Annotated in this window: 15 protein-coding genes and 1 pseudogene; 8 read left to right on the top strand and 8 right to left on the bottom strand. The window is 56.3% G+C overall.

The features are described 5' to 3' along the window. Nucleotides 1-9 precede the first annotated feature (9 nt). The 5 genes from pdeR to MHZ97_RS17285 all read right to left on the bottom strand — a co-directional run bounded on the left by pdeR (nt 10) and on the right by MHZ97_RS17285 (nt 9040). The gene (pdeR, locus tag MHZ97_RS17305) at nt 10-1995 is read right to left on the bottom strand and encodes a cyclic di-GMP phosphodiesterase (protein WP_239315234.1); all 1986 of its coding nucleotides are present in this window, start codon (nt 1993-1995) and stop codon (nt 10-12) included. Between the two features lie 159 nt (nt 1996-2154). After that, nucleotides 2155-2439, bottom strand: coding sequence for a YbdD/YjiX family protein (locus MHZ97_RS17300; RefSeq protein ID WP_103795953.1), 285 nt, complete (start codon nt 2437-2439; stop codon nt 2155-2157). Next, complete coding sequence (locus MHZ97_RS17295; protein ID WP_103795952.1) at nt 2432-4498, bottom strand: carbon starvation CstA family protein; 2067 nt, start codon at nt 4496-4498, stop codon at nt 2432-2434. Before MHZ97_RS17295 ends, MHZ97_RS17300 begins: the two co-directional genes overlap by 8 nt. Before the next feature lie 181 nt (nt 4499-4679). Beyond that, complete coding sequence (locus tag MHZ97_RS17290; protein ID WP_239315233.1) at nt 4680-6614, bottom strand: exoribonuclease II; 1935 nt, start codon at nt 6612-6614, stop codon at nt 4680-4682. 122 nt (nt 6615-6736) lie between these two features. Next, the gene (locus MHZ97_RS17285; protein WP_239315232.1) at nt 6737-9040 is read right to left on the bottom strand and encodes an FdhF/YdeP family oxidoreductase; all 2304 of its coding nucleotides are present in this window, start codon (nt 9038-9040) and stop codon (nt 6737-6739) included. A 250-nt stretch (nt 9041-9290) separates the two neighbouring features. Between MHZ97_RS17285 and MHZ97_RS17280 the strand changes: the two genes are divergently transcribed. Then, a complete protein-coding gene (locus tag MHZ97_RS17280; RefSeq protein WP_103795949.1) occupies nt 9291-10877 on the top strand; it encodes a PTS transporter subunit EIIC in 1587 nt (528 codons plus the stop codon). A gap of 49 nt (nt 10878-10926) precedes the next feature. Then, entirely contained in the window at nt 10927-11136 is a 210-nt protein-coding gene (locus MHZ97_RS17275) for a hypothetical protein (RefSeq protein WP_103795948.1), read from the top strand. Nucleotides 11137-11192: 56 nt separating this feature from the next. Here the strand turns inward: MHZ97_RS17275 and MHZ97_RS17270 are convergent, their stop codons facing one another. Beyond that, nucleotides 11193-11405, bottom strand: coding sequence for a hypothetical protein (locus MHZ97_RS17270; RefSeq protein WP_239315231.1), 213 nt, complete (start codon nt 11403-11405; stop codon nt 11193-11195). Between the two features lie 411 nt (nt 11406-11816). On the opposite strand from MHZ97_RS17270, the pseudogene MHZ97_RS22365 reads away from it, so the two are divergent. From MHZ97_RS22365 to iraP, 3 genes and pseudogenes are all read left to right on the top strand, one after another. Continuing rightward, nucleotides 11817-11973 (top strand): annotated as a pseudogene (locus tag MHZ97_RS22365) (cold shock domain-containing protein); the annotation flags it as partial. Between the two features lie 18 nt (nt 11974-11991). Beyond that, entirely contained in the window at nt 11992-12147 is a 156-nt protein-coding gene (locus tag MHZ97_RS17260; RefSeq protein WP_103796182.1) for a cold-shock protein, read from the top strand. A 497-nt stretch (nt 12148-12644) separates the two neighbouring features. Beyond that, complete coding sequence (gene iraP, locus MHZ97_RS17255) at nt 12645-13010, top strand: anti-adapter protein IraP (protein ID WP_239315256.1); 366 nt, start codon at nt 12645-12647, stop codon at nt 13008-13010. Between the two features lie 48 nt (nt 13011-13058). Here iraP and MHZ97_RS17250 read toward each other — a convergent pair whose 3' ends face one another. After that, entirely contained in the window at nt 13059-13385 is a 327-nt protein-coding gene (locus MHZ97_RS17250; protein WP_103795945.1) for a four-helix bundle copper-binding protein, read from the bottom strand. Between the two features lie 437 nt (nt 13386-13822). Next, nucleotides 13823-14047, bottom strand: a complete 225-nt coding sequence (locus tag MHZ97_RS17245; RefSeq protein ID WP_239315230.1) for a hypothetical protein — start codon at nt 14045-14047, stop codon at nt 13823-13825. 672 nt (nt 14048-14719) lie between these two features. Here MHZ97_RS17245 and MHZ97_RS17240 point away from each other — a divergent pair. From MHZ97_RS17240 to MHZ97_RS17230, 3 genes are all read left to right on the top strand, one after another. Next, complete coding sequence (locus MHZ97_RS17240; protein ID WP_239315229.1) at nt 14720-14971, top strand: bacteriocin immunity protein; 252 nt, start codon at nt 14720-14722, stop codon at nt 14969-14971. 97 nt (nt 14972-15068) lie between these two features. Then, nucleotides 15069-15326, top strand: coding sequence for a hypothetical protein (locus MHZ97_RS17235; RefSeq protein WP_239315228.1), 258 nt, complete (start codon nt 15069-15071; stop codon nt 15324-15326). 42 nt (nt 15327-15368) lie between these two features. Beyond that, nucleotides 15369-15545 carry a hypothetical protein gene (locus tag MHZ97_RS17230; protein WP_239315227.1) on the top strand — a complete coding sequence of 59 codons (177 nt, stop codon included), beginning with the start codon at nt 15369-15371 and terminating at the stop codon, nt 15543-15545. Nucleotides 15546-15993 lie beyond the last annotated feature (448 nt).

Raw genomic sequence — 15993 nt, 5'->3', positions numbered from 1 at the left:
CGCGGAGTTTTAAACGCGGGCAGGATGCTTAGCCAGCCAATGCCCAAACTGTTCCGCGGGCATTGGTTTTGCGTAGAAGTAGCCCTGACGCCCGTCTACGCCGTTGAGGAGGACAAACTCTTCTTCCGCTTTCGTCTCGATGCCTTCGGCGATCACCTCCAGCGTCAGCGCCTTGGCGACGGCAACGATGGCGCGCACCAGCGACTGGGAAACCGGCTGCTCATTAATATTACGAATAAAACTTTGATCAAGCTTGATGGCGTTGATCGGCACGCGCGCGAGCTGCGACAGCGAAGAGTAGCCCGTGCCGAAATCGTCAAGATGCACCTGCGCGCCCAGCTCCTGGAACTGCTTCATCAGGGTCAGCGCCTGCGCTTCGTTCTCAATCAGGCAGCTTTCGGTGAGCTCGATATCGATCGGGCACTCCGTCAGGCCGCTGTCCATCAGCGCCAGCTTGAGATCGCTGTAGATGCTCTGGTCAATCAGCTGTCGCGCCGAGACGTTGACCGCCACGCGCAGGTTAATGCCCTGTTCGCGCCAGGCCAGAATCTGTCGCAGCACGGTCAGCATCACCCAGCGGCCGAGCGGCACAATCAGCCCTGACTCTTCGGCATAGGGAATAAAATCGGCGGGCGAAACCATGCCGCGCTCAGGCGAATTCCAGCGCACCAGCGCTTCCGCGCTGCGCACCGCGCCGTCGCGATCGAGCTTCGGCTGATAGAACACCGTCAGGTGATCCTGTTCGAGCGCCTTGCGCAGGTTGGTGTCGAGCCAGAGATACTCAAACACGCGCTGGTTCATCTCCGCAGCGAAAACGCAGAACTTGCCGCGCCCGTTCTCTTTGGCGTGATACATCGCGGTGTCGGCGTTGCGGATCAGGCTCTCGCGGTCCTCGCCGTGCAGCGGCGCCAGCGCGATGCCAATAGAACAGCCGCTGTAGACTTCAATCAGGCCGATACGGAAGGGCTGGCGCAGGCGTTCGAGAATGCGCGACGCCATCGCCTCCAGCGCCGCCTGGCTGGTGTGCTCTGCCAGCACCACGAACTCGTCGCCGCCGAGGCGCGCCAGCGTCTGGTCTTTGCCCAGGCAGCTGAGGATCGCCAGCGACACCGCCTGCAGCAGCTGATCGCCGAACATATGACCGTAGGCGTCGTTCACCTTCTTGAAATTATCGAGATCGAGGTAGACCACGCCGGTCTCATCCTCTTTCGCCAGCTCCAGCGCCAGGCTAATTTGCTGGTGGATCGCGTTGCGATTGGGCAAACCGGTCACGGTATCGGTGTTTGCCATCACCCGCAGGCGCTCCTGCGCCCGTCGCTCCTCGGTTATGTCCATTCCGGAACAGATGAGGAAAATTTCATTTTTGCCGCTGCCGCTGTGAACGAACTTATTACGAAACAGAAAGAGTCGCTGGCCCTTACGGGTCTTCACCCAGCGTTCCACCTCATAGGAATTGCCGTCGCGGAAGAAGCCGGCGATATTGCGGCGCGAGGCGGCCGCCTCCTGTTTGGTCATAAACAGCTGAAACACGTTGCGGCCGATAACCTCGTGCTCGTTAAGGCCGGTGTACTCCTCGCTGAGGCGGTTAAAGCGCTGAATATTGCCGCGCTGATCGACAATCACAATCACCGAGTTGGCTTCAGATACCACCTGTTCGGCGAAAGAGAGGCCCTGCGTCAGATCGCGCGCGACGGCGGAGGTATCGCCCCAGGCGGAGGCGGTGCCGGCCCAGCTCGACTGGTTTACCTTGCGGCCGACAAAGTGCATCGGCACCGGCGTGCCGTGCAGCGGCAGCGTCAGGTTCACGCTGGAGGTGATTACCGTCATGGCGCGCAGCAGGCTGGCCTGCGCGGGCGTCAGCGCAACGGCGATATTGGTGTGCGCGTTTTCATCCTCTGCGAAATGCAGGGCATCGCTGTCGGTGGTCAGGCGCCAATGAGGGCTGGTCGTGCCAAACAAGGTATACAGCAACGTTTGCCCTTGTTCATCGGTCATGGAAAGGTCCTCCGGGGGAGTGCTCTGCTGGCGTTATCTCATTATTTTATCAACAGTATTCGGCATCTCACTTCAGTACAAGATGCCAGCCAAATATATTTTCCAGTCTGGTAACCAATGGCACAAAAAAGCCCCGCGTCGCGGGGCTAAATTACCGGCTTAACAAGGACATTTACCCAGCTTGCCGGCCTGACTGGGGAACCGGGCATCAAGACAGTAGCGGTGAAAATCGCGCTCGCTCATTGGGGTAAGATCCGGGTGCTGACGCTGCATATGCTGAAGATAATTTTGATAATCCTGCACCCCGACCATCAGACGAAAACTTTGCTGCAGGCCGCGCCACAGCGTCCGCCAGCGAAAGCGCCGGGGGGCGTCGAGCGGGCGGCAGCGGTGAATGGCCTCGAGGCGCGCCGGACGGGCGGCGCGATGAATTGCATCAGACATGGCGTACCTCCTTGCGCAGCGACGGCTCCGCCTCGTGCGTGGTTGGCACGCTGCTGCGCAGGGCGCGGCGAATCACAAAGAAGGCGGCGATCAGCATGGTGACCGCCACCAGCATAAAGAAGCCGCACAGCACGGCGTTGATCTGGTTGCTGAAGACGATGGTCTGCATATCCGCCACGCTCTTCGCCGGGGCGATAATGACCCCCTCGTCGATCCCCTTGCGGAACTTATTCGCCTGCGCCAGGAAGCCGATTGAGGGCTTCTCATGGAAAATCTTCTGCCAGCCCGCCGTCATCGAGGTGATAAACAGCCAGGCGGTCGGCAGAATCGTTACCCAGGCGTAGCGCTGCTTCTTCATCTTGAACAGCACCACGGTGCCCAGGATCAGCGCCATAGAGGCGAGCATCTGGTTGCCGATGCCGAACAGCGGCCACAGGGTATTGATGCCGCCCAGCGGATCGACCACGCCCTGGTAGACAAAGAAGCCCCAGCCGGCCACCGCGACCGCCGTGCCCGCCATATTGCCCGCCCACGAGCGGTTATTCGCCAGCGACGGCACCACCGTGCCAACCAGGTCCTGCACCATAAAGCGACAGGCGCGCGTGCCGGCATCCACCGCGGTGAGAATAAACAGCGCTTCGAACAGGATAGCGAAGTGATACCAGAAGGCCATCATCGCCCGGCTGTTAAAGACGTCGGTAATGATATGCGCCATGCCCACCGCAAAGGTCGGCGCGCCGCCGGCGCGTGACAATACCGACGCCTCGCCGACGTCGCGCGCAATGCCAGAGAGCATTTCAGGCGTCACCACAAAGCCCCAGCCGTTAATCACCTGCGAAGCGTTCTCTACCGTGGTGCCGATCAGCGCCGCCGGGGAGTTCATGGCAAAGTAGACGCCGGGATCGATGACCGAGGCGCAGATCAGCGCCATGATGGCGACGAAAGATTCCATCAGCATAGCGCCATAGCCGATAAAGCGAATATGGCTCTCGCGCTCTACCAGCTTCGGCGTGGTGCCGCTGGAGACCAGTGCGTGAAAGCCAGAGATGGCACCGCAGGCGATAGTGATAAACAGGAAGGGGAAGAGCTGGCCGGAGAAGACCGGGCCGCTGCCGTCGATAAAGCGCGTCACCGCTGGCATCTTCATTTCCGGCATGGCGAACAGAATGCCGATTGCCAGCCCGACGATCACGCCGATTTTCAGGAAGGTGGAAAGATAGTCGCGCGGCGCCAGCAGCAGCCAGACCGGCAGCACCGAGGCGACAAAGCCGTAGATCACCAGCACCCAGGTCAGCGAGGTGCCTTTCAGGGTAAAGAAGGGGCCCCAGTAAGGATCCTGCGCCACGTTGCCGCCGTAGATAATCGCCGCCATCATCAGCACAAAGCCGATCAGCGACACCTCCGCTATCTTGCCGGGGCGGATAAAGCGCATATAAACGCCCATCAGCAGCGCGATGGGAATGGTCGCGGCGATGGTAAAGAGTCCCCACGGCGAGTTAGCCAGCGCTTTCACCACCACCAGCGCCAGCGCGGAGAGGATAATAATCATCACGCCGAGCGCGCCGAGCATGGTAATCACGCCCGCAAAGGCACCCAGCTCCTGACGCGCCATTTCGCCCAGCGAACGGCCGTCGCGGCGGGTAGAGATAAACAGCACGAGGAAATCCTGCACCGCGCCCGCCAGCATTACGCCGACAAGGATCCAGATGGTGCCTGGCAGAAAGCCCATCTGCGCCGCGAGGATCGGCCCGACCAGCGGCCCGGCGCCGGCGATAGCGGCAAAATGGTGGCCGAACAGCACCCATTTGTTGGTCGGTACATAGTCGAGGCCGTCGTTGAAACGCTCGGCGGGCGTACGGCGACGATCGTCCAGCTCGAAAATATTGCGGGCGATAAACAGGCTGTAAAAGCGATAAGCGATGCTGTAGCAGGCGACCGCGGCCACCACCAGCCAGACGGCGTTAACGTGCTCGCCGCGATTTAACGCCAGCATGGCGAATGCGCCCGCGCCGACTAACGCCACTGCTAACCAGATGACGCTGGTTTTGACGTTCTTCATGACCTCACTCCTTGTATGAACCGAAAGGGACGTTCAAAGACAACGAGTCAAAGGTAATGTAATGGAATGTAAGTGAAAGTTAATGTGTTAAGAAGTGTGAAGCGGGGAACAAATATAACATTTGTGTAAAGAGAGAAGTGAAAATGCGGGATAACGGCGATTATCCCGCAGGGTTTGATGCTTAGACGGCCGGGCGCGCCACGACGCTGCGCGTTTCCATGCGCACTTCGGCGATGGTCACGTCAATAACGTCGGTCACGCGGAAGGCAACTTCGCCTTTGATCTGCACGGTGCCGTTCTCCTGGCTGCACACCAGTTCGTCGCGTACCGCGTGGATAAAGGGCGCCGGAATAAAGGCAACCGCGCCGTTCTCCAGCAGGCGCACGCGCATGCCACCGCGGGAGACGTCGATAATCTCAGCGCTGAACTTGCGGTCGGTACCGGCGTGCGGCGCCAGCCAGCGGGCATAGAGCCAGTCGCCCACGTCGCGCTCCGCCATGCGGTTCAGGCGACGACGCTCGCTCATAATGGTGGTTAACGCCTCATCCGGACGCGCGCCTTGCTCGCCGCGAATAATCGCTTTCAGCAGACGATGGTTGATCATATCGCCCGATTTACGGATCGGTGAGGTCCAGGTGGCGTACGCCTCCAGACCCAGACCAAAGTGCGGGCCCGGCTCGGTGCTGATCTCAGCGAAGGACTGGAAGCGACGGATACGGCTGTCGAGGAACTGCGTCGGCTGGGCATCCAGCTCGCGGCGCAGCTGGCGGAAGCCCTCCAGCGTGGTAATGGCGGTGGCGTCAACGGCGATGCCGTGGCTGGCCAGCACGGCGGCGGCCTGTTCGGCATTGGTGGCGTCGAAGCCGGTATGCACGTTGTAGACGCCGAAGCCCAGCTTCTCGCGCAGCACCTTACCGGCGCAGACGTTGGCGAGGATCATCGCCTCTTCTACCATACGGTTGGCGATGCGGCGCGGCTCGGCGACGATATCCAGCACTTCGCCTTTCTCGCCGAGGACAAAGCGGTAATCCGGGCGATCCTTAAATACCAGCGCATGGTTCTGACGCCACTCGCTGCGCGCCAGGCAGATGCGGTGCAGCAGACGGATCTGCTGAGCAATCGCCTCGCTCTGCGGCTGCCAGTCGCCGCTGTTTTCCAGCCAGTCGGAGACCTGGTCATATACCAGTTTGGCTTTCGATTCGATCCAGGCGGCAAAGAAGTGAACGTCGTCGCCCAGCGAGCCATCCTGCGCCACGGTAACGCGGCAGACCAGCGCGGGGCGGCGCTCGTTGGGACGCAGCGAGCAGACGTCGTCAGAAAGCTCGCGCGGCAGCATCGGGATATTAAAGCCCGGCAGGTAGTTGGTAAAGGCGCGCTGCGCCGCCAGCTTATCCAGTTCACTGCCTTCAGGCACGTAGGCGGTAGGATCGGCAATGGCAATGGTCAGGCTCAGCGTGCCGTCGGCGTTCTCTTCGACGTAGAGCGCGTCATCCATATCTTCGGTGCTGGCGCTGTCGATGGTAACGAAGTCAAGCGCGGTAAGATCTTCGCGCGTCAGCTGTTCGTCCAGCATCTCGCCAAAGCCGACCTGCGGCGCTTCGCGCTCGAGGTTATGGCGCGACAGGGTGACCCACCACGGCGCCAGATGATCGTCGGCTTTAACGATAAATTCGGTCAGTTCGGCATAGAAGCCGCGGTCGCCTTTCAGCGGATGGCGGCGCATTTCCGCGACGGCCCAGTCGCCCGCCTGGAAATCATGGCTCAGGCCACGCTCCGGACGGCAGGGGATGGCGTCTTTTAACAGCGGATGGTCCGGGACGATGGAAAGACGGTCATCTTTCTTCTGCACGCGGCCGACAAAACGGCTGAGAAAGGGTTCGATCAGCGTTTCAGGCTCGGCGCTTTCACGATCCTTGTCGCTGTGGATGATGGCGGAGACACGGTCGCCGTGCATCACTTTCTTCATCTGCGGCGGCGGAATGAAATAGCTTTTCTGCGCGTCGACTTCAAGGAAGCCGAAACCTTTTTCGGTGCCTTTAACAACACCTTCTGCGCGGGGAGTCTGCGCGTGGAGCTTCTCTTTAAGCTGCGCGAGCAGCGGATTATCCTGGAACATAGTCAGTTTAGTTTCGTGGCCTAAGAGCGGCTGCTAGTTTTACGCGAATCAGGGGCGCGCGGCAAGGCAAAAAGGGGTAAAAAAGCCGGATTAACCGGCTTTTAACTAAGGAAACTCTGCGCTTACGCGATGCGCTGAGTCGGCAGGGAAACCGACAGTTCCAGCTTCACCGGAACCGATTTTGAGGTGGGGGTGCCGCTGATATCGCCAAAGCTGTTCAGCGGGACCAGCGGGTTGGTTTCTGGATAATAGGCCGCGAGGTTGCCGCGCGGAATATTGTAGGGCACCAGTTTGAAACCGCTGACGCGACGCGAAATATTGTCGTTCCACAGGGTCTCAATATCCACCAGCTGACCTTCGGTAAAGCCGAGCGCCTGCATATCTTCCGGGTTGATAAACACCACTTCGCGCTGGCCGTAAACGCCGCGGTAACGGTCGTCGAGGCCGTAGATCGTGGTGTTGTACTGGTCATGGGAGCGCAGGGTTTGCAGGGTAAAGGGCACTTCCGCGACGTCCTGCGGGAAGAGCGAGGCCGGCAGCGCCGCGCTGCTGAACTCCGCTTTCTGGGTCGGGGTGTTGAAGCGCAGCTCTGCTGCCGCGTTGCCGAGATAGAAACCGCCCGGCAGATCGCACTTCTCGTTAAAGTCGGCGAAGCCCGGGATCGTGGCGGCGATATGGTCGCGGATCAGGTTGTAGTCGGCGGCCAGCTTCAGCCACTGCACCTTCTCATCGCCCAGCACCGCGTGCGCGATGCCCGCGACGATAGCGGTCTCAGAGCGCTGCGTCTCCGCCAGCGGAATGCCGATGCCTTCGGAGGCGTGCACCATGCTGAAGGAGTCTTCTACGGTGATAAACTGGTTGCCGGTCGCCTGGGTATCACGCTCGGTGCGGCCCAGGGTCGGCAGGATCAGGCTTTCTGCGCCCGGTACCAGATGGCTGCGGTTAAGCTTGGTGCTGATATGCACCGTCAGACCGCAGCGCTGCAGCGCCTCTTCGGTGCGCGGCGAATCGGGCGCCGCCGCGGCGAGGTTGCCGCCCAGCGCGATCAGCACTTTGATCTCGTCGCGCAGCATGGCGTTCAGCGCGTCAACGGTGTTATGGCCGTGCTCGCGCGGCGGCTCGAAGTTGAAATGGCTGCCGAGCGCGTCGAGGAAGGCTTTGCTCGGCTTCTCGTCGATGCCCATGGTGCGGTTGCCCTGCACGTTGCTGTGGCCGCGCACCGGGCAGAGGCCTGCGCCTTTCTTGCCGAGCTGGCCGAACAGCAGCTGCAGGTTGACGATCTCGCGTACCGTGTCCACCGAGTGTTTGTGCTGCGTGATGCCCATCGCCCAGGTAACGATAACGCGATCGGCGCTCTGGTAAATCGCCGCCGCTTCGCGGATCTGCGCTTCACTCAGGCCAGACTGCTGTACGATCTGCATCCAGTCGGTGCTGTCGACCGCGTCAAAATAGGCTTCGACGCCGTGCGTGGTGGCGTTAATAAAGGTTTCGTCGAACAGGCCTTTTTCGCCCGCCGCGACGCGCGCGCGATGGGTCTCCAGCAGCGCTTTCACCATGCCGCGCACCGCCGCCATATCGCCGCCGAGATTCGGCTGATAATAGGCGGAGCTGATGGTGCCCGCTTTAGACGTGACCACTTCCAGCGGCTTCTGCGGATCGGCGAAGCGCTCGAGGCCGCGCTCGCGCAGGGTGTTGAAGGTAACGATTTTCGCGCCGTGATCGGCAGCATGACGCAGGCTGTGCAGCATACGCGGGTGGTTGGTACCCGGGTTCTGGCCGAAAACGAAGATGGCGTCAGCATGGTCGAAGTCGTCGAGGCGAATAGTGCCTTTGCCGACGCCGATGCTGCGCTTCAGACCGGCGCCGCTCGCTTCGTGACACATATTAGAGCAGTCCGGGAAGTTGTTGGTGCCCGCCAGGCGTCCAAACAGCTGATAGAGCCAGGAGGCCTCGTTGCTGGCGCGCCCTGAGGTGTAAAGCTCCATCTGGTTCGGGTTATCCATCGCCTTGATGTGCTTTGCGATCAGCGCAAAGGCGTCGTCCCAGCCGATCGGCTCATAGTGATCGGTCTCGGCGTTATAGCGCATCGGGTGGGTCAGACGGCCCTGATATTCGAGGAAGTAGTCGCTCTGCGCATAGAGTTTAGTCACGCTGTGCTGGGCGAAGAAGTCGCTATCGACCACGCGACGCGTCGCTTCCCAGGTCACCGCTTTGGCGCCGTTTTCACAGAAACTAAAGGTGCTTTTGTTATCGTCGCCCCAGGCGCAGCCGGGGCAGTCGAAGCCGCGCGCTTTGTTCATACGCATCAGGTTGCGCATATTTTTCAGGGCGGCTTTGCTGTCAAAAACGAAACGGGTGGTGGCTTCCAGCGAACCCCAGCCGCCCGCCGCAGCGCGGTAAGGCTTAATTTTACGTTTGAATTTCATGGTGAGTGCAGGCTTATGTTTTTTGTAGGAAGTTTGTTATCAGGATATATCCTGACGGTGAGGGAAGTGTGCGACTGCAATCATAAGTTGTCTAATTGATTGACTTAATGGTGCGATAGCCGGCGTTTATCGCGCGAGACGGGAAAATGTGATGCTGTTCAAATTTTACTCTCTGGCAACCTGTTGATAACGGGAGTTACTGGCGCATCGGGTCAATACTTGCACCTTCACTTCTGAAAGGGCGCACCCCATGAAACAGCTCACCAGCCAGATCCATGCGTTTGGCAAAGCGTTGATGATGCCGATTTCGGTGATTGCGGCGGCGGGGATCTTCCTCGGCCTCGCGGCCGCGTTGCAGAACCCGGCGATTACCGGCGACGCCTTTGCTCAGATGCAGGTGCCGCAGCTGATTATCGGCTTTATCCGCAAAGTGGCGGGCGCGCTCTTCGCCAACCTGCCGGTCTTTTTTGCCGTGGCGAGCGCCATCGGCCTGGCGAAGGCGGAAAAGCCGACGGCGGCCTTCGCCGCGGTGATCGGCTATATCTCGATGAACGTCGGCATCAGCGCCACGCTGGCGGCGAAGGGGCTTACGGCGGCGACTACCACCCCGGCCGCGCTGCAGCAGGCGGGGATGGACCAGACCACGGCGATGATGACCTCGGCGGAATATATCCAGATGCTCGGTATCTTTACCTACAACATGAGCGTGCTGGGCGGCGTAATCGCCGGTCTGCTGACGGTGCTGCTGCACAACCGCTTCTATACGCAGCAGCTGCCGACCGCCATTAGCTTCTTTGGCGGACGCCGCTTTGTGCCGATCGTCACCGTGGTTTTCCTGCCGCTGGTGGGCGTGCTGCTGGCGCTGATCTGGCCGACGCTGGGCGCGGGCATCGCCTGGGTGGGCGAGATGATCGGCAAAAGCGGGCAGTACGGCGCCTTTCTGCTCGGCACGGCGGAACGCATCCTGATCCCGACCGGGCTGCACCATATCCTTAATGAAACCGTGCGCTTTACGCCGATTGGCGGCATCGCCACCGTGGACGGGCAAATGCTGGTGGGCGCGCTGAATATCTTCAACGCCTCGCTGACGCATCCCGGCTCGGTGCCTGACGACGCCCTGCGCAACGCCACCCAGTTTCTCGCCCAGGGCAAAATCCCGGTGATGATGTTCGGCCTGCCGGCCGCCGCGCTGGCGATCTACCACACCGCGCGTCCTGAACATAAGCAGCGGGTCAAGGCGCTGATGATGGCGGGCGCGCTGACCTCGTTCACCACCGGCATCACCGAGCCGCTGGAGTTCTGCTTTATCTTTGTATCGCCGGTGCTCTATCTGCTGCATGCGCTGCTGACCGGTCTCTCCTTTATGCTGATGTCGATGCTGCACCTGATGATCGGCAACGTGCAGGGCGGCATTATCGATCTGGTGGTGTTTGGCATTCTCGGCGGCAGTAAAACCCACTGGTGGTGGACGCTGGTGCTCGGCGTGATTTATGCGCCGCTCTACTACTACGCCTTCCGCTTTATTATCACCCGCATGGGCGTCGAAACGCCGGGGCGCGAATCAGAGGATGAGAAGCCGCAGCAGGTGGCGGCGGATGAGCGCACCAAAGTGATTATCAGCGGCCTCGGCGGAGAGGCCAATATCGAGGATGTTGACTGCTGCTTTACCCGTCTGCGCGTCAGAGTAAAAGATATGAAAGAGGTGGTGGATCAGACGCTGCTCACCACCGGCGCCAACGGCATTAACCGCGTCAGCGAGCACGATATCCAGGTTATCTATGGCCCGCAGGTCGAGAAGATCGCTAACGAGGTAAAAAGCGCGCTTGGCGTAGCCTGAAGGATTTACGTCTACACTTAACAGACTGGAAGCGAACGAGGAGACGGAAATGTTTAAACATAAAACCAACGAAGAACGTAAACAGGAAGGGGACGTCAGCAAGAGCGCTCCCGAAAGCACGCCGCACGTTCACAACGCCTATGAAGAGGACGATCATCCGGCGGCCGATGCGCCCGCTGAACACGGTGAGATCCCGCGCACCCGTGACGATCACAATGATGACAAAAAAGATCCCTACGAGGATCGCGAGAAGAAATAGCACCGCGCCGCATTCCCACCTTGCTGAGTCAGTAAGTGAAGGTGGGAATCACCCCATCATGACTGCAGGAAGAATTGCCAGGAACCGATCGCTTTACGTTCCAGCACCATCGTCGTTTCTTTGCCGTCGATAACCACAAAATATTGCTCTTTAACCTTCAGGCGCTTGGGAAAGTTTTCGTTTCCTTCATAGCGGACCCGAAGCTTATTGCCAAATATCTCCACGTCGGCGCTGATATCGAACTGCGGAAGATAAATTTTACTTTTCACCACTTTCTCCTTCTCGATGCTCAATGCATAGTTGTAGCCGGGTGCAGGACGCCGTAAAGAGTGTAACAGCAAAGCTGTAGCACGGTGGTGCGAAAGCATTTGCGCTCCGCTTTACCGATTTGCTTACGCGTTCAGCAGCCGCAAAAGCGATAACGCTCCGCTTTTTTACTCGCTTGCAATTGCGGTCGATGCATGCGTTAATGACCACCTGGTCTGATCAGCAGACAACCTCATCCTTCGCTCCTGTCGTATCTCTCATTTACGTTAGTGCCGCTCCTGAGCCTGCCTGTTTGAGTTTTATCTCAATCGTACCGATGTGTCGCTGCAATTCAGCTATAGTTATTAACAGGCTTGAAGTAACGGGACGTTATCTCTCATAACATGCCCGGCACGGCTAAAGGTTAACGCAGAAAAGGCTTCGGCTATATTTCGCCAGTAGATGGCCGCAAGGATGTGGTCATGCATCTTTTTGCTATCGAAGGCAACGATTTCCGCACTCCAGACAGGAGGCAGAAAGTAGAATTCACCGTGCAGGATGGCCCAAAAAGGTCCGTCAGCTGCCAACGTCACAGGACGCAAAAAAATTATCTCAGCTATTATTTATCTTCGCTGCCCGCACTGTCAGGGCTCGCAATATCGCCGCTCCGTTTATGACATCAACGTCAAAAACCCGCTTGGCGCTAAATGTATTTTTTGTAAATCGGCCATGATTCAAATAAACCCGCAGCCGATGGCTGCCTGATGTTCTTTTGTTCATCCGAACCTCTCCCCATTCAAGGCTGCCTCCGGGTAGCCTTTTTACGTTTCTGGTTAAACACTCAGCCTGCCGCTTAAAAGCGGGCTGGACTCACCGCTAACCACCTCCGTTCAGTTTTGAGCAAAAAGCCTGAAAGTTATACGAAACAAGGGATCACTTCGCTGTCCGCGTACTGGAAAAGGGGAGAGCCTCTCGATGCATTACCTTTTTGCCGGCAAACAGCGGCGCGCTGCCCCAGGGGCTATCCGGCTCTGGAGCGAAAGCGGCTCATAATAAACGGCTAACAATCAGGTGCGTTTATAAGCACGTTCTTGATGTTCTCCTCGGCGTCCTGCCAGGCACACCCTGAAAGCTGCGCGGGTTCGCCCTGCGTAACAGCTTCACTGGCGGCTTCACCTGAAGACGTTATCGGTTTTCAGAATGTTGATATTTCCGGCGCGAAATCACGCTTATATGATGGTCTCTTTGCAGGGAGAAAAGCCATGAAGAACGTTGTACTGAGTATGCTTGCCAAAATTTCTCAAATAGATGCGAGCACGAAACAACTCACAGCACGCGTTGAGGCACAGTCTCTGTTGATCAGTGCGCTGGTGCTGGCCGTAAGCAAACAGGGCGGCGTAACCGAGATGATCGAGGGCGCCAACAAGGCCATTAATACGGTTATTGATTCTGCCGATTCAGACGAAGTGCTTAAGTCAGATGCTGCACTCCTGTTAAGCGAGCTTCAGGATTTGCTTATTATTTCGCGTGCTGTAGATAGCGCCGATGAAAAAATAAACCATGAGGGTCTTAATGAGCTTGCTGGGGTCAGTAAACCGGCAGACCAACTGCCGTCAGACAATAATTAACGCATCTCATCGGGCCCGCAGCCTGCGGGCCTTTAACGTTACGATTATTTATGCAGCCATCTGTCGGCACTGTTCAGCGCAATGATGGCAGGCTTTCGCACATTCCTGACAGTGGTCGTGTTGATGCTTCCTGCACTCATCACCACACTTCTGGCAAATATCTGCACAAATCTGACAAATCGCGCTGGCTGACTCACTTTTTAACGCCATAAATTGCGCCGCGAGTCGGCATATATTTGCGCATTGCATATCCATTTTGATGCACTGGCGCATCATTTCCAGATTTTCTTCTTCGAGGCACGATGCCGCACAGTTATCACAAGCCGCTGCGCACAGGTAACAGGCTTCGATGCATTTTTTGTACTCTTCTGACATATTTCCTCCTGGGCTGAAGTCACCTGTTAAGCCTGGAAAACCTGGCTGATTATGCAAATGCAGAATGCGTAAATAAGTTTTTCAGCGCTTCGTCTACTCAACAATCCGCATAATGTCTTATTAGCGACGACAATGTGGGTGGGTTCGGTGTCGCCATAGATGCGTTCTTTTATGGATTTTTGGCAATAAAAAACCTGCCGGAGCAGGTTTAATTAATTTAACAGCTTTTGCTGACTGGCTTGTCTAAGGGTTTAGTTTTAATCCACCCTCTATCTCCGCAATCGAAGCAAATCCAGTTACCCGTCTTTACTCCAGCGGGGCCTCGTTGCTCTTCTGGATGAGCTGAGCCGCAATCAGGGTATGCATTTGGAATTCCTGCTGGCACTATTAGCCGCTTCCGCTTCCCGTGAACCTCATCGACTATTAGCTGTAAGAGTTTAACGATCCCTTCTGAAATCAACCCATTCTTCCCAGCATTTTTCTGGATTGATATCACGATACCCACGGTTTTCAACAAGAGCCAGTGCGGTATTGGCATCAACCACAATAGCTGTGGCGTTATCTCGAATAGTGTTCACCTCTTCCTCAGTCAGGGGAAATCCTTTCTCAATCTCTTTACTGAGCAGCACGGCAATAAGAGGAGGCACAAAAATTATGCTCATTTATCAGTGTCCTTTTCTGAACAGGTTTTGACCTTAAAGATAATCCGCCGATGCGGGAGTGAAAGACTATTTAAAGTCACCCTGACAAATAGGGAGATTAGTCTAACCCGGTTGACTTGCCATCGCCAAAGGTGAACAGGTTGGTAGAGTATTCTGGCTTGCCTGTTGAGGCTGTAGCTGATCCTGATAATTACTGGGTGTTGAGCTTCTGGCAGCCTGGTGTCCTTTCTCGCGCACATAAGAAGTCGTGTAATTATGTGCCTGGTAAGCCCCATACCCAAGGGCACCAACAACAGCATACTTAGCCGAACGCCTGGGTTTTGAAGATCTCTTTTTAGCTACTGGCGTAGAAGCATGATATGAGTAGCCAGAACTATGACTGTAACTTCTATGACCGCCCCCGCCTCGGTGACCGCGAGCATCTGCTGTGAAAGACGTTACTACTACTGAGACCATCAGCATCCCTAAAAACATCTTTTTCATTGCTTCCTCTGCTTTTATGGTTTTTGCTAATCGCTATTTTCGACGAAAAGCGCAACTTCTTTAGCAAAAAAAACTTCTCTTTGGATGAATCTAGTTTATGAATATATGAGCATTACCGGCAGTAAAAAACGTGTTTAGCCGAGTTATTTAGCCGTAATATTAAAGACGTTACAAAGGAAGAGGTCGAAGATGAAGTTGAAACCAAAATTTGAAGATTACACGGAAGCGGAATTCACTCAGTTAGTCAGTGAGATTTGTAGCGCTGAAGGTGGTGAAGCCTACCAGGATGAATTACTGGAAAACTTTATTGCAGTAACTGAGCACCCTGAAGGTTCTGATCTGATTTACTACAGCGATGATGATGATGTAACGCCTGAGAAAGTCATTGCGACTGTCAGGGCGTGGCGAAAAGGTGAAGGGCTGCCTGATTTTATGAGGTAATCATCACAGGGCGTTTTTGCTAGTGCACCTGACAATCCATGTTAAATAAAGGTTATGCAAAGTGTATACTCCCCATCACATTGGAAAAGGAGTATGTATGAGCAGTTTTAAGCTAGTCAGCACTCTAAAATTTGTGAACTCTAATGGGCATGCAGCTAAGTACGAAATCTACTATGACCTAGCCACGTCCGAGCATCATGCAGATATTTTTCATATTGCCAGCACTACATCTCAGGGTCTTGGCGCCAGCATGATAGAGGTTTGGCATAAAATTCATGTCACTTACCAGCGCATTCCTGGTAATACTCTTCGTGACATAGAGGATTCTTGCCTGAACCATTTCCTTGGCAAGTAAGTCATACAAGCCGCCTACGGGCGGTTTTTTATTGGAGCCAATATGCCAGATACCTACCGCATCACCGTAACCACAAAGTCAGGTGAAACGCATGTTGGCCTGATGAACCGGTCACAGCCAGAAATCGTGAACGGCTTCATTGGCATTGCTCAGGAAGATGGCGCTTGGGTATACCTCGCGCCGGATGACGTGCTTAAGATGGGATACGTGCCGCAGTGATCTTGAGGTAGTTATCAAATAACTAAGACAAGATATGAGCCGGGCGTTTACGCTACACGCTTGCCAATTGTCGCCGGGAGTTCAACTAAGATCTCCCACGCAGGACCAAGGCCATTGTTAACAGCGCGCGTACTGCTTGACCAATAAGCATCTAGACGAGAAGTAAATTCGCTAGAGCCACATTGAGCGTTGTAAACGTACATATCCCCTTTATGAATTTTGCCATCGCTGTGAACCTCATAGATAGGGGTTGATAGCGGAGATCTGCTAAAGCCACGAAACCACTTGGCTGTCTCAAGGTCCTCCCAAGCGAAAATACAATTAAAACGAGGCTTTGTTGAATAAATCAGCTTCAGGACGAGTGACTCTGTAGCTGACCGGGTTTTCAGGCAATACGCACGCTTTCTGGCATACCAGCCTTCGTTATTTTATTCAGCGCACGCACCAT

Source organism: Pantoea sp. ACRSC, from assembly GCF_022346785.1.
Lineage (GTDB): Bacteria > Pseudomonadota > Gammaproteobacteria > Enterobacterales > Enterobacteriaceae > Pantoea > Pantoea alvi.
This window is presented reverse-complemented; position numbering and strand designations above follow the sequence as displayed.

What these genes read in the sequence shown, in the direction of transcription:
- MHZ97_RS17235 (WP_239315228.1), top strand. Translation starts at nt 15,069, where the DNA reads ATGAGCAGTTTTAAGCTAGTCAGCACTCTAAAATTTGTGAACTCTAAT.
- MHZ97_RS17290 (WP_239315233.1), bottom strand. Translation starts at nt 6,614, where the DNA reads ATGTTCCAGGATAATCCGCTGCTCGCGCAGCTTAAAGAGAAGCTCCAC.
- MHZ97_RS17245 (WP_239315230.1), bottom strand. Translation starts at nt 14,047, where the DNA reads ATGAGCATAATTTTTGTGCCTCCTCTTATTGCCGTGCTGCTCAGTAAA.
- MHZ97_RS17280 (WP_103795949.1), top strand. Translation starts at nt 9,291, where the DNA reads ATGAAACAGCTCACCAGCCAGATCCATGCGTTTGGCAAAGCGTTGATG.
- MHZ97_RS17250 (WP_103795945.1), bottom strand. Translation starts at nt 13,385, where the DNA reads ATGTCAGAAGAGTACAAAAAATGCATCGAAGCCTGTTACCTGTGCGCA.
- iraP (WP_239315256.1), top strand. Translation starts at nt 12,645, where the DNA reads ATGAAGAACGTTGTACTGAGTATGCTTGCCAAAATTTCTCAAATAGAT.
- MHZ97_RS17300 (WP_103795953.1), bottom strand. Translation starts at nt 2,439, where the DNA reads ATGTCTGATGCAATTCATCGCGCCGCCCGTCCGGCGCGCCTCGAGGCC.
- pdeR (WP_239315234.1), bottom strand. Translation starts at nt 1,995, where the DNA reads ATGACCGATGAACAAGGGCAAACGTTGCTGTATACCTTGTTTGGCACG.
- MHZ97_RS17275 (WP_103795948.1), top strand. Translation starts at nt 10,927, where the DNA reads ATGTTTAAACATAAAACCAACGAAGAACGTAAACAGGAAGGGGACGTC.
- MHZ97_RS17285 (WP_239315232.1), bottom strand. Translation starts at nt 9,040, where the DNA reads ATGAAATTCAAACGTAAAATTAAGCCTTACCGCGCTGCGGCGGGCGGC.
- MHZ97_RS17240 (WP_239315229.1), top strand. Translation starts at nt 14,720, where the DNA reads ATGAAGTTGAAACCAAAATTTGAAGATTACACGGAAGCGGAATTCACT.
- MHZ97_RS17230 (WP_239315227.1), top strand. Translation starts at nt 15,369, where the DNA reads ATGCCAGATACCTACCGCATCACCGTAACCACAAAGTCAGGTGAAACG.
- MHZ97_RS17295 (WP_103795952.1), bottom strand. Translation starts at nt 4,498, where the DNA reads ATGAAGAACGTCAAAACCAGCGTCATCTGGTTAGCAGTGGCGTTAGTC.